The sequence below is a fragment of the Deinococcus radiotolerans genome (assembly GCF_014647435.1).
GTDB lineage: Bacteria > Deinococcota > Deinococci > Deinococcales > Deinococcaceae > Deinococcus > Deinococcus radiotolerans.
Map to the genome: position 1 here is coordinate 57,608 of NZ_BMPE01000003.1, position 19,145 is coordinate 76,752.

Sequence of the window (19,145 nt, forward strand, 5' to 3'; positions counted from 1 at the left end):
GGGTTGCCAGCGCCACGCCCGGGTTACGTGTTGTTCCTCCTCGCTCCGCTCGAATTGAACGGTTTTTGCAAACCGTTCAATTGGAGTCCGTATCAGAGTTTCTTGCCGCTGAAGGTCATCTTGCCGATGATCGTCTTGGCCTTGTTCGCCACCGTGTCGGGCAGCTTCGCGTAGTCCAGGGCCTCGTTGTACTGCTGGCCGGTCGTGACGACCCACGTCAGCAGCTTCTTCAGCGCCGCGGCCTGCGCCTGCGTGCGCCCGGCGTAGCTCTGCTCCTTGTAGAAGATCAGGTACGTGAAGCTCGCAATCGGGTACGCGTCGGCGTTCGCGCTGTTCGTCAGGCTCACGCGGGTGTCGGCGGGAATCACGACGCCCTTGGCGGCCAGCGCGGCGGGGCCGTTGTCGGCCAGCACGTACTTCCCGGCGCGGTTCTGCACGCTCCCGAAGGTCAGTTTGTTCTGCTTGGCGTACACCAGTTCCACGTAGCCCAGCGCGCCGGGGGTGCTCTTCACGACGCCCGCCACGCCGTCGTTGCCCTTGGCGCCGGTGCCGACGGGCCACTGGAGGCTGTTGCCCACGCCCACCTTGGTCTTCCACTCGCTGGAGACCTTGCTCAGGTAGTCGCTGAACACGAAGGTGGTGCCCGAGCCGTCACTGCGGCGCGCGACCGTGATGGGCAGCGGGGGGATGGTTACGCCGGGGTTGATCGCGGCGATGGCCTTGTCGTTCCAGGTCTTGATCTTGCCCAGGTAGATGTCGGCCAGGACCTTGCCGGTGAACTTCAGCGGCGCGGTGACGCCGGGGAGGTTGTAGGCGGGCACGACGGCGCCGATGGCGGTGGGGATGTGCAGCAGGTCGGCGGGCGCGGCCTTCATGGCCTCGTCACTCATGGGGTTGTCGCTGCCGGCGAAGTCGACGGTGCGCTCGGTGATCTGTTTCTGGCCGGCGCCACTGCCGACGGACTGGTAGTTCACGCTGACGCCGGTGTCACTCTTGTACTCGGCGAACATCTTGCTGTAGAGGGGGTAGGGGAAGCTGGCCCCGGCGCCCGTCAGGCTGGACTGCGCGCTGGCGGTGGTCGCGACGAGGGCGGCGGCGAGGATGAAGGTCTTCTTCATGCCGCGCAGTCTGCGGCGCGATTGTCAGCGGCACGTCACGCGCGCCCGGACCCCGCGGGGTCGCCCAGCCGGGAGGCGGCCGACGCGTAGAGCACGCGGATCAGCACGGCAGCCGGGCCATATGCCCGCCGGGAGGACCGCCGCTGACCCGCGGTGACCGCGTCAGCCCGGGATCAGGGCGGCCCGACTGTTACGGCAGAAGGTGCGCCAGGGCCAGGGGCACGGCGGCGTCCCAGCCCTGCGGGTGGCACGCGGCCGGGTACGGCACGGGGGGCAGGTCACCGGTGCGGGGAAAGCCGGCGAACAGTTCGCTCAGGCGGCCGTCAGGGGCGGCGGCGGCCGCGTCGAACAGCGCGCGGGTGACCTGGGCCGCCTCGGCCTGCAGGCCGTAGCGGGCCATGCCCAGGGCGGCCAGGGCGGTGTCGTGCGGCCAGACGCTGCCGTTGTGGTACGAGACCGGGTTGAAACGCGGTTCGTTCACGCCCAGCGTGCGGATGCCCCAGCCGCTCCAGAGTTCGTCCTGCAGGGCGGTGCGGGCCACCTGCGCGGCGTGGTCCGGGGGGTAGATGCCGGTGATCAGGGCGTGCGCGGGGTTGCTGACCAGCACGTGCAGGGGCTGCTTGTCGCCGTTCAGGCCGTGCGCGTAGTACCCGCGTTCGGGCCAGTGGAAGGCGGTCACGAACGCGCGTTGCAGCGCGTCGGCGCGCGCGTCCCACTCCTCTGCACGTGCGTTGTCGTCCAGCTGGCGGTACAGGGCGGCGGCGGAGCGGTACGCGGCGTACGCGTAGCCCTGCACCTCTACGACGGCCACGTGCCCGCTGACGTCCACACCGTCAGCCGTGAAGGTGCTGTCCCCGCTGTCCTTCCACACGGCGTTCGTGATGCCGCCCGGGTCCGGGGTGTACTCCAGGAAGCCGTCCCCGTCGGGGTCGCCGTCGCCCAGGCACCACGCCAGCGCCGCCTCCCAGTGCGGGCGGAGTTCCTGCGCGAGGCCCGGGTGGTGCGGCGCGAGTTCCCCGACCAGCCACACGAACAGCGGCGTGGCGTCCGCGGTGGCGTAGTACGGGCGGTGGGGCGTGCGGCCCAGCCGCGTGAGTTCACCCACGCGCAGTTCGTGCAGGATCTTGCCGGGCTGTTCCAGCGTGACCGGGTCGTACGTGCGGCCCTGGTGCGCCGCGAGGTACCGGGCAACGGTGCAGGCCACCTGCGGGAACTGCCGGTGCGTCATCAGAGCGATCAGCAGGGAGTCCCGGCCGAACGGCGCGACGAACCAGGGCAGCCCGGCGGCCGGGAAGGGCCCCTGCGGGGTGGGGAACGTGAGGCTGCGCAGGTCCTCGGCGCTGCGCGCGATGACCACCCGGTCGCGGGGGTCCGCGGCGGGGACCTGCGCGAGGATGTCCGCCTGCACCTGCGCGTACTCCGCCAGCAGGGCGTCCCGGCTCCCGGCGCGCGGGGTTTCATCGTCCTGCAGGGCGTATACGCTGACCTGGAGGTCTGTGGTGTCCTGGCTCAGGTCCCAGTGCAGGGCCTCTCCGTCCCACTGGGCGGGGGGGTCGCAGGTGACCACGGCGCGGCTGCGCAGGCCGTCGGCGGCCTCGTAGGCGAAGGTCACGCCCTGCGCCGTGGCGTGCGCGTGCACGGTGCGGGCGGGCAGGGCGCCGGGCCAGCCGCGCACCTCGAACATGTCCACGAAGTCCGCCGCGAGGTGCAGGCTCAGTCGGGTGGGGGGCCCGGGCTGGTAGCGGGTGACGCGCAGCGTGTCGCGCAGTTCGGTGCCGGTGACGGTCAGGTCGCGCTGCACGCCCACGCGCATGGTGTACCCGACGTTCGCGTTCGCGCTCTGCTGGTGCAGCCAGAACGGCGCTCGTTCGTGGGCCATCAGGGTCTGGGGGCTCTCGCCGTCCACGCGCCATTCGTAGCGGGACAGGACGCGGGTGTCGCGGCGGTACAGGCCACTTTCGCCCTGCGCGACGACGTGGTTGGCGTCACCGACGAGGTACAGGTCTTGGTCTTTCAGGACGGTGCGGGTCTGGAGCATGACGTTCCTTTCAGGGGTGGGGGTGGCGGCTCAGCCCTTGACGGCGCTGTCCGCTCCGGTGTCCACGAAGTACCGCTGGAACACCACGAACATGATGATGACCGGAATGGCGCTCAGGACGGCGCCCGCGAGGATCAGGCCGTAGTCGCCCTGCCCGCCGTACAGCTCGCGAAAGTTCGACAGGCCGACCGTCAGGGTGAAGCTGGCGTTGTCGCGCAGGATCACCAGCGGCCAGAAGAAGTCGTTCCAGGCGCCCTGGAACTGCGTGATGGCCAGCGCGATGAGCGCCGGGCCCGCCTGCGGCAGCATCACGCGCAGGAAGGTGGTCAGGGTGCTGGCGCCGTCAATGGCGGCGGATTCCTCCAGTTCGCGCGGCATGCCCTCGAAGAACTGCTTCATCAGGAACACGCCCCCGGCGGGCACCAGGCCGCTCAACCACAGGCCCCACAGGTTCAGGAGGTGCAGGTCCTTGAGGAGCACGTAGTTGCTCACGAGGTTCACCTGACTGGGCACCATCTGCACGAACAGCACGGCCGCGAAGAAGATCAGCGTGCGGCCGGGGAAGGTCAGGCGGGCCAGGGCGTATCCGGCCAGCGAGCAGAAGAGAATCCCGGCGGCGACGCGCAGGAACGCGTACGTGAAGGAGTTCGTGACCCAGCCCAGGAACAGGCTGCGGCCGCTTTTCGGGTCGCGGGTCTCGTTGAAGGCGCGGCGGTAGTTGCTCAGGGTGTAGCCCATGATGCCGGGGGTAATGTTGCGGAAGGCGAAGGACCGCCCGAAGTTCTGCCGGTCGCTGGGCGGCAGGGTGCTGGCCGTGATGGCCTGCCCGCGCTGCACGTCCACCTGCAGGGGGGTGCGTTCCAGCAGCGGGCCGCGCAGGCTGTACCCGGCGGGGCCGCGCACGAGTTCCACGGGCTGACCCTCGTTCAGGTCGTACTGCCGGGCCTGCGCTTCAGGGGTGTCCAGCACGACGGGCACGGTCTGACCGCCGGGCAGGCGCGCGCGGAGGTTCGCGTCCGGCGCGGTCAGCACGGCGCGCACGCTCTCCCCGGTCTGCTTCGTCAGCACGGGGCTGATGACGGTCACGCGGTAGCGGCGCGTGTCCCCGGTCTGCCCGGTGGGCTGCACGCGCAGCTGCGCGTAATCCCGCGCCTGCGCGAGGCGGGTCGTGGCGACCAGACTGACCGGCTGGTACGGGAAGAGGGCCACCGTGGGCGGGTCCTGCGGCGCCCCGGCGGGCGAGGTGACGCTGACGTCGAAGGTCACGGTCCGTCCGGGCGTCAGGCCGCCCTGCCAGCCGTCCCCGCTGCCCTGCGCGCCCAGCGCCCAGGCGCGCGCCATGAACCGCGGCGTGAGCTGGGGGATGTTCAGGCTGGGTGGGTACTCGTTGGGGTTGTCCTTGACGGAACTCAGCGCGCCGGTCACGAAGGGGCCCAGGAAGACGAAGCTCATGACGAGCATGAACGCGTACAGCCAAGCGGCGCGCGCCCAGCGGCGCCGGGCCAGCCAGCGGTCCTGCGCGCTGCGAGCCGAGGGGCGCGGCGCGGCGGTGTGGGGGGCGGCGGTCATGGGGCCTCCGAGGGGAAGAAACGGCGCTGCGCGGCGACCATCGCGAGGATCAGCGCGGCCAGCAGGATCGCTGCGGCGGACGCCATATTCACGGGCGCCGCCCCCGCCTTGAAGGTGTTCGCGTACACGTAGTACGCCAGGGTGATCAGGGTCTCGCCGGGCGCGGCGCTGCCGATCACGGCCACCTGGTCGAACATCTGCATGGTGCCGATCAGCCCGACCGTGATCACGTAGAACGTCACGGGCCGCAGCATGGGCACAGTCACGCGGGTCAACTGCTGCCAGGGCGTGGCGCCGTCAATCTCGGCCGCCTCGTACAGCGCGGCCGGTATGTTCTGTAACCCCGCCAGGAAGAACAGCATCAGGGTGGGAATGGTCGTGAAGGTGTTCTGGATGACCACCACCAGCAGCGGGATGCTCAGGACCCGCACGCCGCCCAGCGTGATCCACTTGTCCGCGAAGTACTGGTAGTCGAAGGGCGGCACCTCGCGCGCGCTGATCACGCCCGTCCAGGCGAGCGCGGCGGTCACGAGTACGGCCAGGAGGGCGCTCGTGACGCCCAGGGCCGGGTCGAACCACCCGGCGGGTAGCGCGCGGCGCCGCTCCAGCAGGACCTGCACGACCTGCGCGCCGATCAGGGTGAGCAGGAAGGTCAGGGTCAGCGGCGCGGACGCCTGCGCCTGCGTGATCAGGTAGTTCGCGACGCCGCGGCGCTGGAACAGCCACAGGAAGATCAGGGTGATCACGACGCTGCTGGTGATGGACGGCATGTACCACGCCGCGCGGAAGAACGGCAGGCCGCGCAGGCGGCGGTTCAGTGCGACGGCCATCAGCAGAGCGCCCACCGTCTGCAGGGTCGTGGTGACCACCGCGAACACCAGGCTGTTGCCCAGCGCGCGGCGGAATGACGGGTCGCCCAGCACGTCCGCGTAGGGCTTGAGGCCGATCACGCGGGGCGTGTTGAACAGGTTGAAGTCCGTCACCGAGTAGTACGCGGCGCGCGCGAAGGCGTAGAAGAAGAACACGGCGACCGTGATCAGGAAGGGCGCGAGGAACAGCCACGCGGTGCTCGTCTGTCGTCGTTGCATCAGGGGACACCTCCAGCCGCGCGGGGAGGCGAGCCGGGCGGACCCGTCTGCCTCCCCGCGACCGGGCTGAATCTCAGCGGGACTGGAAGGCGTTCATGTCCGCCTGCGCTTTCTTCAGGGCGTCCGCGGCGCTCTTCTGTCCGCTCAGCACGGCGGCCAGGGCCTCGTTGATGGGTTTGCTCCAGTCGGTGCCCTGCGGCCCGAACGTGAAGGCGCGGACGTTGCCGTCGTCGGCGCCGTCGAACACCAGGCGGCTGTTCACGGCGCCCGGGTCGGTCTTCTTGAAGTACGCGTTGTTCGTCAGGGCCGTGCGGCTGGGAATGGCCAGGCCCTGCTCCAGGACGTACTGCTGCACCTGCGGGCTGGTGAGGATATTCAGGACCTTCAGGGCCGCCGCGCGGTTCTTGGTGCCGCTGTTGATGGCCCAGCCGACGGTGTACAGGAAGTTCCCGCGCTTGGCGGTCTTGGTGTTCTTGGGCATCAGGGCCGTGCCGAACTTCAGGTTCGGGGCGTTGTCGCGCAGGAAGTTCACGACCCAGTTGCCTTCGATGCCCACGGCGACCTTGCCGGTCTTCAGGCAGCCGCCGGTCCAGCCTTCACTGACCTCGCTGGGCTGAATGCCGACCTTGTTGCGGGCCAGTCCGGTGTAGAAGTTGAACGCTTCTGCGAAACGCGGGTCGGCGAGGTTCGTCTTGCCCTTGCTGTCGAACTGCGTCCAGCCGGTCGCGAACGCGAACGCCCCGAAGCGGTCCCAGTTGGGTTGCAGGCAGATGCCGGCGTAGTCCGGGCCGAGTTTCTGTTTCAGGGTGGTCAGCTTGGTCTGCAGGGTGGCCCAGGTGTCGGTGTTGTCGGGGTACTTCACGCCCGCCTCGTCGAAGAGGTCTTTGTTGTACACCAGGGTCAGCGTGTTGAAGTCCTTGGCGACGCCGTACAGGCGACCGTTGCGGGTGAAGGCCGTGTTCAGGCTCTTGATGAACGGGCTGGTGTTCACGAGGCCGTTCAGGGGCATCACCTTGCCGGTCGCGACGAACCCGTCGAGGGTCTCGGCCGGGAGGTAGAACACGTCCCCGGCTGTGCCGGCGGCCAGCAGCGTGGTCAGGGACTTGTTGTAGTCACCCTGAAGGGGTTCGTACACGACCGTGATCTTGTCCTTGGCCAGGGCGGGCTTCACGAAGCGGTTGATCAGGTCGCCGACCACGGCGGGGTCGGTGCCGCCGTAGCCGTTGATCTTCACGGTGGTCTGGGCGTGGGCGGTGGCGAGCAGGGCGCAGGCGAGCAGCAGGCACTTCTTCATGGTGTTCCTCCTGGGGGCGCGACGGTCGCGCCGGGTTTCAGGTGCACGGGAATGTAGGCGCCGCGGGGGGCGGCCCCGGCCACGGCTTCCTGCATGAGGGTCAGGGCGGTCTTCGCAATGCGGGGAATGTCCTGCGAGACGGTGGTGAGCTGAACGGGGACGGGCAGTTCGGGCAGGCCGTCGAAGCCGACGACGCTGACGTCCTGCGGGACGCGCACGCCGAGGTCCTCCAGAGCGGCGATGGCGCCGGTGGCGCTCTCGTCGCTCTGCGCGAACAGCCCGGTGAAGCGCTGCCCGTCCTCCCAGGCGCGGCGCACGGCGCGGTAGCCGCCAAGGACGGTGAAGTCGCAGGGGATGGCCTGCACGGTGGCGCCCGCGGCGCGGGCCGCGTCCACACAGCCGTACTCGCGGTCCTGGGCGACCTGGCTGTCGCCCTTGCCCAAGTACGCGAGGCGGCGGTGACCGGCCTGCGTGAGCTGCTCGGTGGCGAGTCGGGCGCCGCCCACGTCGTCCGGCGCGACCCAGAACGCGCCCACCTGATGGCCGATGAGCACGGCGGGCACGTCCCGCTCGGCGAGGTACGCGAGGCGGGAGTCGTTCTCAGTGGCGTGCATGACCAGCACGGCGCTGGGCAGGCGGGTCATGCGCCGCAGGTCGGCGCGCAGGTCCTCCAGGCGCACGCCGAGCGCGGCGGTCTGGGCTTCCAGCGCGCGGCGGAACAGCACGTGGTAGGGGTGCAGGACGGGGTCGTCGCGGTCCAGGGAGAGGCCCAGGGTCTGCCCGCGCCGCCAGCTGAGGTGCCGGGCGGCGGGGTCGGGGGTGTAGCCCAGCTGCGCCATGATGTCCTGCACGTGCGCGCGGGTGCGGGCAGCGACGGTGTCCTTGCCGTTGATGACGCGGCTGACGGTGCCGGTGCTGACGCCCGCGGCGCGGGCAATGTCGTCGATGGTCGGGCGTGGGGACATGATGTTGATTGTGGCGTTCACCCGGTCCTCCCCCTTTCTTGTAACCGCTTACAATTGCCGCGCGAACGTCTGCCAGACGATGCGGCAGCCTCCCACCAGTGCGGGTAGAACGTGTTGTAAGCGGTTACAAAATCAGTGTACGCTTCTGCCTCGAGCTGTCAACCCACCCGCCTGACCTTCACTTCAGCCCAGCCCGGGGCCATGCAGCGTGAGCACCCGGGGCAGCTCAGCTCGGACCCTGCAACCGCTCAAACCGCACGCAGACAGCATTTCGCCACCACGTCACGTCTTAGTCTGGGCTGCCCAGCACTCTGCCGACGAGCCTGCACTCTTCCTAGATGAGAAAAATCAAAAGCTCGTCTTGACGGTCACCTCAGGCTTTCCCCGAAGTTCATTCATGCAGGCGGGCCGGGTTTTCACAGGGGCAGCCGCTCACCGCGCCACGCTAACAGGAGGACCGTTTCGCCCAGCGGTCCCCAGCCGCCCCAAAGGGCCTCCACACGACAGCGTGCCCCACGGCCCAGCCATCCCATATCGCCACGCCGGGCACCGCGCGCCTCTGGTCCTCCCGGCCCCACGCTGAATCTGAGGCCGCCTGGAGGGTCGCGCGCGAGACCACCACCCCGGGAGGTTCACCGTGTTTCCCACTGAATCCACAGCTCACCGCAGCCCACACCATCAGCTCGGCAGGTTGACCTCGACCGCCCCGGCGGATCCGGGCACCTCCTGCAGCTCACGGTCCCGTCCGCCCGTCGGCGGTCAGCGGGCCGGCTCCTCTGCACGGTTCAGCTGCGGCAAGGGCCGAGGCGCATGACGGGCCACGACGCGGCCCCCGGATCCTGGGCGATCCATCCGGGCATGACCGTCATCACGGCTGAAGGGGAGGTGCTGGGTTCTGTCTCCGGCCAGTACGGCCGGTACGTGCAGTGCCGCATCCCCGGTGATGACCGCCAGCACTTCATTCCTCTGGACGCCGTGGCGCAGGTGGGTGACGCGGTCCACCTGCACCTGACCCATCAGGAAGTGCTAGGCCTCCTGTGAGGGTCCAGGGTCCACCCCACGCACGGCCTGAATCTCTGGCGTGCGGGCGGACCAGAGGCAGACCGATCAGGGGCAGTCCCCACGCCGCACAGCGCCCGGCGGCCTGACGTGCGGACCGGGCTGCGCCCTCCCCCATTCGGTGCCCGCTCTGGCAGGCTCACGCCCGTTTCATTCCCGGTCTGCCGGGAGGAGGTTGTCCATGCTGGCCCCGGCCCTGATTGTTCTGGCTCACCTGCGGTGGGATTTCGTGTTTCAGCGTCCCCAGCACCTGATGACCCGCGCGGCCCGCACGCGCGCCGTGTACTACGTGGAAGAACCCCTGTTCGGGGAGTGGGACGACACCATGCAGGTCCGCCGCGACCCGTCGGGCGTGATCGTCTGCACGCCGCACGTGCGGCTGGGGGACACGCCGCGCGGCTCTCAGGCGCGCACGGCGGCCCTGCTGCACACGCTGCTGACCTCACACGGCGTATCTGACTGTGACCTGTGGGTGTACACGCCCCTGGAACTGCCTGTCGCTGATCTGCTGCGCCCGCGCCTGACCGTGTACGACTGCATGGATGAACTGGCGAACTTTCAGGGCGCGTCGCCGCTGCTGCGCGAACGCGAGGACGAACTGTTCCGCCGGGCGGACGTGGTGTTCACCGGCGGTCACCGCCTGTTCGAGCACAAGGCGCGGCGGCACCCGAACGTGCACGCGTTCCCGTCCAGCGTGGACGCCGCGCACTTCCGGCAGGCCCGCGCCGCCCCGGCGGACCCGGCCGATCAGCGGCACCTGCCGCGCCCCCGCCTGGGCTACGTGGGCGTGATCGACGAGCGACTGGACCTGAATCTGATCGACGAGCTGGCCGAGCGGCGGCCCGACTGGCAGCTGGTCCTGCTGGGGCCCGTCGTGAAGATCGACCCGGCCAGCCTTCCGCAGGCCCCGAACATTCACCTGCTGGGCATGAAAGCGTACGCGGACCTCCCGGCGTACCTGGCGCACTGGGACGTGGCGCTGCTGCCGTTCGCGCTGAATGCCGCGACGGAATTCATCAGCCCCACCAAGACCCCGGAGTACCTGGCGGCCGGCCGGGCCGTGGTGTCCACGCCCATTCATGACGTGGTGCGGCCCTACGGGCAGGCGGGCACCGCGCGGATTGCCGGGACGACGGCTGCGTTCGAGGCCGCCTGCGCCGCCGCGCTGGCCGAGCAGGGCACGCCCGCCGCGGCCGACCGGCTGGCCCGCGCCGACGCGCTGCTCGCCACGCAGTCCTGGGACGCGACCTGGGCGGGCATGCTGGCCCACCTGGACGGCCCGCCGCACCGTCCGCCGCAGGCCACCTCCCGGTCCATCCCGGCGCTGGGCGGCAGTGATGACTGACCCGGCACGCGGGTTCGACGACCTGATCGTCGGGGCGGGCTTCGCGGGGGCCGTGCTGGCCGAACGACTGGCGCGGGACGCGGGGCGACGCGTCCTGATCGTGGACCGGCGGCCACACATCGGAGGGAACGCCTACGACTGCTACGACGACGCGGGCATCCTGATTCACCCGTACGGCCCGCACATCTTCCATACGAACAGCCGGGAGGTCTTCGAGTACCTCTCGCGCTTCACCGAGTGGCGGCCCTACCAGCACCGCGTCCTGGCCAGCGTGGACGGGCAGCTCGTGCCGATGCCCATCAACCTGGATACCGTCAACCGCCTGTACGGCCTGAACCTCAACGCCGCCGAGCTGGACGCGTACTTCGCGTCGGTGGCGGAACCCGTGACGCAGGTGCGCACCAGCGAGGACGTGGTCGTCTCGAAAGTTGGCCGTGACCTGTACCGCAAGTTCTTCCAGGGGTACACCCGCAAGCAGTGGGATCTGGACCCCAGCGAACTGGACGCCAGCGTCACCGCCCGCGTGCCCGTCCGCACCACCCGCGACGACCGGTACTTCACGGACACGTATCAGGTGATGCCCCTGCACGGGTACACCCGCATGTTCCAGCGGATGCTGGACCACCCGAACATCAGCGTGATGCTGAACACCGACTACCGCACCATTCAGGAGTTCGTTCCGTGGCAGCACATGATCTACACCGGCCCCATCGACGCGTTCTTCGAGTACCGGCATGGGAAACTGCCGTACCGCAGCCTGCACTTCGAGCACCGCACGCACGCAACCACGCAGTTCCAGGCGGTCGGGACGGTGAACCACCCGAACGAGTACGCCTTCACCCGCGTGAGCGAATTCAAGCACCTCACGGGCCAGCGGCACGAGCACACCAGCGTCGTATACGAGTACCCGCGCGCGGAAGGTGACCCGTACTACCCGGTCCCCCGGCCCGAAAATGCCGAACGCTACCGCGCGTACGAGGCACTGACCCGCACGCGCCCGGACGTGACGTTCGTGGGCCGGCTGGCCACGTACCGGTACTACAACATGGATCAGGTGGTCGCCCAGGCGCTTACCACGTACCGCCGCCTGCACCCCCGGCCGGCCGAGACCGCGGCAGAGCCGGAACCGGTATGACCAGGACGCCGGGCGGGCCGGAGCGGGCCGGGTGACGCGACCCCTGCGGCCGACCAGCTGGCCCGCGCTGCTGGCGGCCCTTCAGGACAACGACTGGAATCCGCAGCTTCGCCGCTTCCGCTCGCCGTACGTCTTCCGGGGTCAGGGAAGCCTGGCGCCGCTGACCACATCCCTGCAGCGCCTCACGGACCGGCCGCGGGACCTGGAACGGCATCTGGCGCGCGCCTTCCGCAAGTACGCCCTGGCGACCGCCCCGCAGCAGCCGCACCTGTGGGCGTGGCTGGCGCTGGGGCAGCATCACGGTCTGCCCACCCGCCTGCTCGACTGGACATACTCGCCGCTGGTGGCGCTGCATTTTGCGACCAGTCAGGAGCACCACGATCAGGAGCACCACGATCAGGAGGACGGCGTCGTGTGGATGCTCGACTCGGGCCGCTGCGCCGCGCGGCTCCCGCCCACCCTGTCCACCCTGCTGCGCCAGGAGGGCAGCGTGGTCTTCACCACCGACCTCCTCGCGTCCCTCAGTAACGGGCCCGGCCGCGCGCCCGCATTTGACGCGGAGATGGGCTGGCTGGAACGCCTGGAGGCCGAGCAGGGCGAACCGTTCCTGCTGCTGCTGGAACCGCCCTCGATTGATCAGCGGATCGTGCAGCAGTCCGCGCTGTTCGCCCTGCTGTCCAGCCCGGACGTGACCCCGGGCGTGTGGTTGCAGGACCGGCCGGATCTGGCGCGCCAGATCATCGTGCCGCAGGAACTGAAACTGGAAATCAGGGACCGCCTGGACCAGTTCAACGTGACCGAGCGGACCCTCTTCCCGGACCTGCACGGCCTGAGCCGCTGGCTGCGGCGCTACTACCGCCCCCCCACGGGCGAGGAACCTGAACCTTAATGGTCGGCGGTACGCCGCTCCGACCGTGCCCGGGGTCCGGTCCCGCGCCGCGCTTCATGTTCACTTCACCGGATTGAACGGGTGCGCCCACGCACGGGTGAGGGCGCCACAGCCGACATTTCACGGCCCGCGCGGCCTGTGGGGAGACACTGCGCCATCAAGGAGGCCCACATGAAACGACTGCTTCTGACCCTCAGCCTGCTCTGCCCCACCGCCCTTGCCCAGACGGACACCGCCCAGACCGACACCACCCAATCGGAGACCACGCCGACGGACCCCACCGCGCCCTCCACGGACACGGCGCAGAGCACGGCCACCCCCGCGACGACCGAGGGGACCAGTACCGAAGGGGTCGGCGAGGCGGGGAATGCACCAACGGGCCGTGATCAGGACTTCGAGTGGGGTCTGCTGGGCCTGGCGGGCCTGGCCGGCCTGAACCGGCGCGCGCCCGATCCCCGGCCCACGACAGGCTACACGGACACGCACCGCTGACCCACCCCGCCGCCCTTACCCCGCCACAGTCGGCGGGGTGGACCGCTGGAGGCCCATGACCACACCCCTGAACCTGCCGGACCGGCCGCCCCTGCACCTCTGGGCGGGACTGGAACCGACCGTCAGCCGCGTCCGGGACTGGCAGCTGGATCAGCTGCACCTGACGGGCACGGACGAACGGCCGGAGGACATGGACCGCCTGGCGGACCTGGGCGTCCACGCCGTCCGGTTTCCCCTGCTGTGGGAACGCACCGCGCCCCAGGGCCCGGAGCGGGCGGACTGGCGCTGGGCGGACGTGCGCCTGGAGCGCCTGCAGGCGCGCGGCGTTCAGCCGATCGCAGGGCTCGTGCATCACGGCAGCGGGCCGCGCGGCACTCACCTGCTCGACCCGGGGTTCGTGACCGGCCTGGTCGAGTACGCGCGCGCCGTGGCACGCCGCTACCCGCACGTCACGGCGTACACCCCGGTGAACGAGCCGCTGACCACCGCCCGCTTCTCCGCGCTGTACGGGCACTGGTACCCGCACGCGCGCAGTGAGGCGAGCTGCTGGACGGCCCTGAAGCACCAGCTTCAGGCGACGGTGCTGGCCATGCGCGCCGTGCGTGACGTGCAGCCCGGCGCGCAGCTGATCCAGACGGAGGATCTGGGAAAGACCTTCAGCACGCCGGATCTGGCCCAGCAGGCGGATTTCGAGAATGAGCGGCGCTGGCTCAGCTTTGACCTCCTGAGTGGCCGCGTCACCCCGGAGCACCGGATGTGGGGTCACCTGCGCTGGGCTGGCGCGACCGAGCGGGACCTGTGGTGGTTCGTGGAGCACGCGTGCCCGCCGGACGTGCTGGGCCTGAACGTCTACGTGACTGGCGAGCGGTTCCTGGACAGCCGCCTGGAGCGGTACCCACTGCACACCCGCGGCGGCAACAGCCGGGACGAGTACGCGGACGTGGAGGCGGTGAGGGTGCGGGGCGCGGCGCACGGCGGCCCGGCCGCCCGGCTGGCCGAGGCGCACGAACGTTACGCGCGGCCCCTGGCGCTGACCGAGGTGCACCTGCACTGCACGCGTGAGGAGCAGCTGCGCTGGCTGTGGCAGGCCTGGCAGGCCGCTCAGGCTGCCCGGGTGGCGGGGGTAGACGTGCGCGCCGTGACGGCCTGGTCTGCGCTGGGCGCCTGCGAGTGGAACAGCCTGCTGACCCGGCAGGACGGCCAGTACGAGAGCGGCCTGTGGGACGTGCGCGCGCCGCAGCCCCGCCCGACGGCGTTGGTGCGGCTGGCGCAGGCGCTGAGCAGCGGCGCACCCCCCGCGCCCATTGCGACCACCGCGGGCTGGTGGGCGCGCCCGGAACGGCACCTGTACCCGGTGGACGGCCCGGAGGAGCACGAGCGGCCCGGTGGGCCCGCGCTGCTCATCGTGGGGGCGCCCGGCCCGCTGCGGACGCAGCTACTGAGTCGCTGCGCGCTGCGGGGCCTGAGGGTCCAGACCGCCGCGCGCTGCCCGGACCACCTGACGGACCTGCCGGAACCCACGTGGGCTGTCGCGCACCTGCCTGGCGCGCCCCAGGGTGCCGCCACGCGGGCATGCGCCGAGGCGCAGGTGCCGCTGCTCACGTTCACCAGCGCGGACATCTTCAGCGGCCCGCCGGACAGCGTGTGGACTGAGCGGGATCACCCTGTCCCGACCAGCGTGCGCGGTCAGCGGCAGCTCGGGTGGGAGCAGGCGGCGCTCGGTGAGGTACCGGGGGCGCTTGTCGTGCGCAGCGGCCCCACGTTCGGGCAGGGTGGCGTGGCAGACCTGGCCGCGCGGCTGCGGCGCCGCGCCGCGCAGGGAGAGCCGACCGTGCTGGCACGCAGGTGGATCACGCCCGTTCATGCCCAGGACCTGTTCGACACGGCCCTGGACCTCCTGATCGATGGTGAAACCGGGGTGTGGCACCTCAGCAGCGGTCCGGCGGTCCTGAACATGGACTGGGCACGGCAGGTCCTGCGGGCAGCGCACGTGCCCGCAGGTGGCGTGCGCTGCGCAGGCGGCACCCCGACCAGTCAGGCCCTGGGCAGCGTGCGCGGGTGGCCCCTGCGCCCCCTCACGCCATAGAGCCAGCCCAGGGCGTGCGCCGTCCAGAAATCTGGTCGCACTGCGAGACTGCCGCCGTTACGGGTCACCGCGCTCCCCGGGCAGCTGCGGATCAGTACAGGCGGGGATTCTTGGGCCACGCGAACCAGAACGTGGCACCCTGGTTCAGTTTACCCTCCGCCCAGACGCGGGCGCCAAAGCGCTCACAGGTGCGCCGGACGGTGGGCAGGCCCACGCCCAGACCCTCGTACTCCTTCGGAGAGTGCAGTTTTGCGAAGAGTTTGAACAGCTGATCCTTCTGCCGCATGTTGAAGCCCACGCCGTTGTCCGCCACGCCGACCTGATGCTCGGTGGTGGTCTCCCGGTGAATAACGTGAATCCGGGCGTGCGGCTGGGACCGGGTGAATTTCAGCGCATTGGACAGGTACTCCTCGAGGATCAGGGTCAGGGCCTGACTGTCCCCCAGGAGAGTCGGCAGCGGATCATGCGTCACCGTAAATTGCCGGTCCGTGGCGCCAGCACTCACGTGCGCCATCGCGGTGGACAGCGCTGTCTGGAGGGGCATGGGGCGCAGCCTGGCCCGCATGGTCCGCGTCTGCCGGTACCGTTCGAGGCTGTTGAGCAGCAGGTTCACCTGCTGGGTCACGTGGCCCGCCGACTGAAGGTGGGCCTCCAGTTCGGTCGGGGTGGCGGCCGAGTGCGCCTGCGCGAGCAGGTTGGTGACGCGGGCGAGCAGCAGGTGCAGCTGCTGCTGCGTGGCGATCAGGACTTCCTCCAGTTCCTCGTTCAGGTTCCGGATGCGCGTGGCAGCGTTTTTGACTTCCTGCTCCTGATGCGTGCGCTCGTTGATCAGCAGCAGGTGCGCCTGCTTGTACGGGGTGATGTCGGTCAGCAGGGCGTGACAGACGCTGCCGGCCGGCGTCAGGTGCATGAGCATGTTCTGCGCGGGTTCTGCGGGGCGGGCGATGGACAGCTCCGCCTGCTGCACGCGGCCGCTCTCGAGCACCTGCCGGAGCAGCACACTGAGCGACCCGGATGAGGCAGGTGCCAGGAACTGATCGAGGCGTTTGCCGCGCAGGCGCGCGGCGCCCAGTCTCAGCAGGTCGGACGTGGCTTCGTTCGCCTGATGAATGACGCCGTGCACGTCCAGTCGCAGGTAGGGCACGGCCACCATTTCGAACTGGTCCGCGGCGTCTTGGGCTGTGGTTGAAGGGTCCATGTGGGGCCTCACGTTGAGCTGAGCGTTGTGGTCACGCTTCAGGAACACACAGCTGGGATGGAGTGAGGCGGAGGAGGAAGGAAGCCAACTTCTGGGTGTTCAGGTGGAGTGCACAGTGGAATGGCTGGCCTGATTCGGCGTTTGTAGCGCAGCATACTGAGCCTCACGTTGGGTCAACCCCCTAGCTACATGAAGATCACCCAGCGCATTTTTGGGCAAGGAATGAGAGATAAATAAATAAGATTTTAATTTTTAGCCACATCCAGATTCGGAATGACAGCGTCCTGAAGACCGGAGATCGACCTTCAACTGGCCACCGAGTGGCTGACTATGCGCACAGCATCCGATTCAGGCACCATCGACATCAAAATGGCCAGTGCCCAGTTAAGGAACCTCCTTCGACGACTGGAAGCATGAAGGGCGCGTCACAGCAATCAGGCGCCCCGTGCGACGCAGATGAAGAACGCTTCGGACGTCCTGCATGACCGTCACGTCACCCCGCGCGACACTCAGCGCCGGAGGTCCTCATGTCTGAACAGCCCACACAGCCTGCCACTGCGTCCACGGCCGATCTACCCACCACGCTGCCCGCCGAGACCCAGGCAAACCAACCTGGTCAGGAACAGCAGATGCACCCCGCTCCCATCGTGATCCGTGAGGGGTACGAGGGCAGTCACAAACTACGTGGTCGGGTCGCCTTGATTACGGGCGGGGACAGTGGCATCGGCCGCTCGGTGGCCGTGCACTTTGCGCGTGAGGGGGCGGATGTCGTCATCGTGTACCTCAATGAGCATCAGGACGCCCGGGAGACCGAGGGGATGGTCACGGCTGAGGGCCGGCGCGCGCTGCTGCTGGCCGGTGACATCGGCGATCCGGCCTTCTGTCAGGAGGTCATCCGGCGCACCATGGACACGTTCGGGCAACTGGATGTTCTCGTGAACAACGCCGCGGAGCAGCACCCGCAGGAGCATCTGGGGGACATCACCCCGGAGCAGCTGGAGCGGACGTTCCGCACGAACATCTTCGCCATGTTCTACCTGACGCAGGCGGCCCTCCCGCACTTGAAGCCGGGCAGCGCCGTCATCAACACGACCAGCGTGACCGCGTACCGGGGCAGCCCGCAGCTGCTGGATTACAGCAGCACCAAGGGCGCCATCGTGGCCTTCACGCGCAGCCTCAGCCAGAACCTCGCCGGGCAGGGCGTCCGCGTGAATGCCGTGGCGCCCGGCCCCACCTGGACCCCCCTGATTCCCAGCACCTTTGACGCGCAGCGGGTCAGTGAGCACGGCCAGAACACGCCCCTCCAGCGCCCAGGGCAACCGTCGGAGGTCGCGCCCGCCTACGTCTACCTCGCCTCTGAGGACAGCAGTTACGTGACGGGTCAGGTCCTACACCCCAACGGCGGCGACATCATCAACGGCTAAGCACGACGCCCGGCCAGCCCGTCCACAGGGGCGAGTGTGTTGTGGACGGGCTGAGGGTCACGCGCCCCCAGCCCCCACGAACTCTGGGGCCGCGCCCAGGCCTCGAACCCCTGTCCAGCCTCAGCCGAGGGCGCTGAGGCCCGTCAGGTGACGGCCCACGATGAGCGTATGAATGTCGTGGGTGCCTTCATACGTGTCAACGGTTTCCAGGTTCAGCATGTGCCGGATGACGGGGTACTCCGTGGTGATGCCGTTCCCGCCGTGCAGTTCCCGCGCGAGGCGGGCGCCTTCCAGGGCCACGCGGACGTTGTTGCGTTTCGCGTAGCTGACGTGCGCGTAGTTCATCTGACCGCCGTCCTTCAGGGTGCCCAGACGCCAGGCCATCAGCAGGCCCAGGCTGTGGCTGGTGGCCATGCAGACCAGTTTGTCCTGCACGAGCTGCCGCGCGGCGATGGGCTGCCCGAATGTCTCCCGGTTCAGGGTGTAGTCCAGGGTGCTGCTCAGCACGGCTTCGAGGGCGCCCATGGCCCCCCAGGCAATCCCGAAGCGGGCGGAGGTCAGGCAGGACAGGGGACTTTTCAGGCCCCGGCTGCCCGGCAGGACATTGGTCGCGGGAATGCGGCAGTCTTCAAGTACGATCTCGCCGGTGACACTGGCCCGCAGGCTCTGCTTGCGTTCAATCTTGGGCGTGTGGAAGCCCGGAGCGTCACGCGGAACGAGGAACCCCCGGATGACGTCCTCGTCGTCCTTGGCCCACACGACCGCCACGTCCGCCTCGGGGCTGTTGGTGATCCACATCTTGCTGCCGTTCAGGACGTACTCGTCACCGTGTCGGCGGGCGCGGGTGCGCATCGCGCCGGGATCGCTGCCGCCATCCGCTTCTGTCAGGCCGAAACAGCCGATAAGGGTCCCGGCAGCCAGTCCGGGCAGCCAGCGCTGACGCTGCTCCTCGCTGCCGAACTCGTGAATGGGGTGCATCACGAGGCTGCCCTGCACGCTGGCCGCGCTGCGCAGGCCGCTGTCCACCCGTTCCAGCTCATACATGAGCGCGCCGTACCCGCTGTAACTGAGGCCCGCCCCGCCGTACGTTTCGGGCGTGGTGGGTCCCAGGAGCCCCATCTGCCCGAACGTTTTCATCAGGTCGCGGATGGGGGGCTGCCCGGAGTCCCACCAGCCGGCGATGTCCGGGAGCAGCTCCGTGGTGCAGAAGGTCCGCACGGTCTCCCGCACGAGCCGTTCCTCTGGCGTCAGGAGGTCATGCACCGAGAATTCATCGAACATGCTGAGCATGATACGTGTGGCGCCCACACCAGAAGGCCTGAGGGCGGCACTGGTGAACGGGCCCAGGCAGCCGAAATGGGGGCTGAAGGCCAATGAGGCTACCTAGATCCCTCCGCATCAGGGGCCTGTGTTGCACGCTCTTTCAGCAGAGAAATGGCCGCCCC

15 protein-coding genes are annotated in these 19,145 nt (G+C 69.3%); 7 read left to right on the forward strand and 8 right to left on the reverse strand.

Annotation, left to right across the window (positions count from 1 at the left end; translation table 11 throughout):
• Window positions 1-92: 92 nt before the first annotated feature.
• The 6 genes from pstS to IEY63_RS08405 all read right to left on the reverse strand — a co-directional run bounded on the left by pstS (window position 93) and on the right by IEY63_RS08405 (window position 8,072).
• Window positions 93-1,118: a phosphate ABC transporter substrate-binding protein PstS gene (gene pstS / locus IEY63_RS08380; RefSeq protein ID WP_189068560.1), complete on the reverse strand. Its 1,026-nt coding sequence runs from the start codon at window positions 1,116-1,118 to the stop codon at window positions 93-95.
• Window positions 1,119-1,308: 190 nt separating this feature from the next.
• The gene (locus IEY63_RS08385) at window positions 1,309-3,156 is read right to left on the reverse strand and encodes an amylo-alpha-1,6-glucosidase (RefSeq protein WP_189068561.1); all 1,848 of its coding nucleotides are present in this window, start codon (window positions 3,154-3,156) and stop codon (window positions 1,309-1,311) included.
• 30 nt (window positions 3,157-3,186) lie between these two features.
• Window positions 3,187-4,725 carry a carbohydrate ABC transporter permease gene (locus IEY63_RS08390; protein WP_189068562.1) on the reverse strand — a complete coding sequence of 513 codons (1,539 nt, stop codon included), beginning with the start codon at window positions 4,723-4,725 and terminating at the stop codon, window positions 3,187-3,189.
• On the reverse strand, window positions 4,722-5,813 hold the full coding sequence (locus IEY63_RS08395) for a carbohydrate ABC transporter permease (RefSeq protein ID WP_189068563.1): 1,092 nt from the start codon (window positions 5,811-5,813) through the stop codon (window positions 4,722-4,724). Before IEY63_RS08395 ends, IEY63_RS08390 begins: the two co-directional genes overlap by 4 nt.
• Window positions 5,814-5,886: 73 nt before the next feature.
• Window positions 5,887-7,107: an ABC transporter substrate-binding protein gene (locus IEY63_RS08400; RefSeq protein WP_189068564.1), complete on the reverse strand. Its 1,221-nt coding sequence runs from the start codon at window positions 7,105-7,107 to the stop codon at window positions 5,887-5,889.
• Entirely contained in the window at window positions 7,104-8,072 is a 969-nt protein-coding gene (locus IEY63_RS08405) for a LacI family DNA-binding transcriptional regulator (protein WP_189068565.1), read from the reverse strand. Before IEY63_RS08405 ends, IEY63_RS08400 begins: the two co-directional genes overlap by 4 nt.
• Before the next feature lie 810 nt (window positions 8,073-8,882).
• Between IEY63_RS08405 and IEY63_RS08410 the strand changes: the two genes are divergently transcribed.
• The 6 genes from IEY63_RS08410 to IEY63_RS08435 all read left to right on the forward strand — a co-directional run bounded on the left by IEY63_RS08410 (window position 8,883) and on the right by IEY63_RS08435 (window position 15,078).
• On the forward strand, window positions 8,883-9,113 hold the full coding sequence (locus IEY63_RS08410) for a DUF2171 domain-containing protein (protein ID WP_189068566.1): 231 nt from the start codon (window positions 8,883-8,885) through the stop codon (window positions 9,111-9,113).
• Between the two features lie 199 nt (window positions 9,114-9,312).
• Window positions 9,313-10,476 carry a glycosyltransferase gene (locus IEY63_RS08415; RefSeq protein ID WP_229784583.1) on the forward strand — a complete coding sequence of 388 codons (1,164 nt, stop codon included), beginning with the start codon at window positions 9,313-9,315 and terminating at the stop codon, window positions 10,474-10,476.
• Window positions 10,469-11,611, forward strand: a complete 1,143-nt coding sequence (gene glf / locus IEY63_RS08420) for a UDP-galactopyranose mutase (protein ID WP_189068567.1) — start codon at window positions 10,469-10,471, stop codon at window positions 11,609-11,611. The genes IEY63_RS08415 and glf overlap by 8 nt, the downstream gene beginning before the upstream one ends.
• A gap of 31 nt (window positions 11,612-11,642) precedes the next feature.
• Window positions 11,643-12,500: an FRG domain-containing protein gene (locus IEY63_RS08425; protein ID WP_229784584.1), complete on the forward strand. Its 858-nt coding sequence runs from the start codon at window positions 11,643-11,645 to the stop codon at window positions 12,498-12,500.
• Window positions 12,501-12,671: 171 nt separating this feature from the next.
• A complete protein-coding gene (locus IEY63_RS08430) occupies window positions 12,672-12,992 on the forward strand; it encodes a hypothetical protein (RefSeq protein WP_189068568.1) in 321 nt (106 codons plus the stop codon).
• A 55-nt stretch (window positions 12,993-13,047) separates the two neighbouring features.
• Window positions 13,048-15,078: a family 1 glycosylhydrolase gene (locus IEY63_RS08435; protein WP_189068569.1), complete on the forward strand. Its 2,031-nt coding sequence runs from the start codon at window positions 13,048-13,050 to the stop codon at window positions 15,076-15,078.
• A 91-nt stretch (window positions 15,079-15,169) separates the two neighbouring features.
• Here IEY63_RS08435 and IEY63_RS08440 read toward each other — a convergent pair whose 3' ends face one another.
• Complete coding sequence (locus tag IEY63_RS08440; RefSeq protein WP_189068570.1) at window positions 15,170-16,276, reverse strand: sensor histidine kinase; 1,107 nt, start codon at window positions 16,274-16,276, stop codon at window positions 15,170-15,172.
• Window positions 16,277-16,803: 527 nt separating this feature from the next.
• Here IEY63_RS08440 and IEY63_RS08445 point away from each other — a divergent pair.
• Entirely contained in the window at window positions 16,804-17,700 is an 897-nt protein-coding gene (locus IEY63_RS08445) for an SDR family oxidoreductase (protein WP_189068571.1), read from the forward strand.
• Window positions 17,701-17,820: 120 nt separating this feature from the next.
• Here the strand turns inward: IEY63_RS08445 and IEY63_RS08450 are convergent, their stop codons facing one another.
• Complete coding sequence (locus tag IEY63_RS08450; RefSeq protein ID WP_189068572.1) at window positions 17,821-18,981, reverse strand: acyl-CoA dehydrogenase family protein; 1,161 nt, start codon at window positions 18,979-18,981, stop codon at window positions 17,821-17,823.
• Window positions 18,982-19,145: the final 164 nt, after the last annotated feature.

What these genes read in the sequence shown, in the direction of transcription:
- glf (WP_189068567.1), top strand. Translation starts at nt 10,469, where the DNA reads ATGACTGACCCGGCACGCGGGTTCGACGACCTGATCGTCGGGGCGGGC.
- IEY63_RS08395 (WP_189068563.1), bottom strand. Translation starts at nt 5,813, where the DNA reads ATGCAACGACGACAGACGAGCACCGCGTGGCTGTTCCTCGCGCCCTTC.
- IEY63_RS08385 (WP_189068561.1), bottom strand. Translation starts at nt 3,156, where the DNA reads ATGCTCCAGACCCGCACCGTCCTGAAAGACCAAGACCTGTACCTCGTC.
- IEY63_RS08400 (WP_189068564.1), bottom strand. Translation starts at nt 7,107, where the DNA reads ATGAAGAAGTGCCTGCTGCTCGCCTGCGCCCTGCTCGCCACCGCCCAC.
- pstS (WP_189068560.1), bottom strand. Translation starts at nt 1,118, where the DNA reads ATGAAGAAGACCTTCATCCTCGCCGCCGCCCTCGTCGCGACCACCGCC.
- IEY63_RS08435 (WP_189068569.1), top strand. Translation starts at nt 13,048, where the DNA reads ATGACCACACCCCTGAACCTGCCGGACCGGCCGCCCCTGCACCTCTGG.
- IEY63_RS08430 (WP_189068568.1), top strand. Translation starts at nt 12,672, where the DNA reads ATGAAACGACTGCTTCTGACCCTCAGCCTGCTCTGCCCCACCGCCCTT.
- IEY63_RS08450 (WP_189068572.1), bottom strand. Translation starts at nt 18,981, where the DNA reads ATGTTCGATGAATTCTCGGTGCATGACCTCCTGACGCCAGAGGAACGG.
- IEY63_RS08415 (WP_229784583.1), top strand. Translation starts at nt 9,313, where the DNA reads ATGCTGGCCCCGGCCCTGATTGTTCTGGCTCACCTGCGGTGGGATTTC.
- IEY63_RS08390 (WP_189068562.1), bottom strand. Translation starts at nt 4,725, where the DNA reads ATGACCGCCGCCCCCCACACCGCCGCGCCGCGCCCCTCGGCTCGCAGC.
- IEY63_RS08440 (WP_189068570.1), bottom strand. Translation starts at nt 16,276, where the DNA reads ATGGACCCTTCAACCACAGCCCAAGACGCCGCGGACCAGTTCGAAATG.
- IEY63_RS08410 (WP_189068566.1), top strand. Translation starts at nt 8,883, where the DNA reads ATGACGGGCCACGACGCGGCCCCCGGATCCTGGGCGATCCATCCGGGC.
- IEY63_RS08405 (WP_189068565.1), bottom strand. Translation starts at nt 8,072, where the DNA reads ATGTCCCCACGCCCGACCATCGACGACATTGCCCGCGCCGCGGGCGTC.
- IEY63_RS08445 (WP_189068571.1), top strand. Translation starts at nt 16,804, where the DNA reads ATGTCTGAACAGCCCACACAGCCTGCCACTGCGTCCACGGCCGATCTA.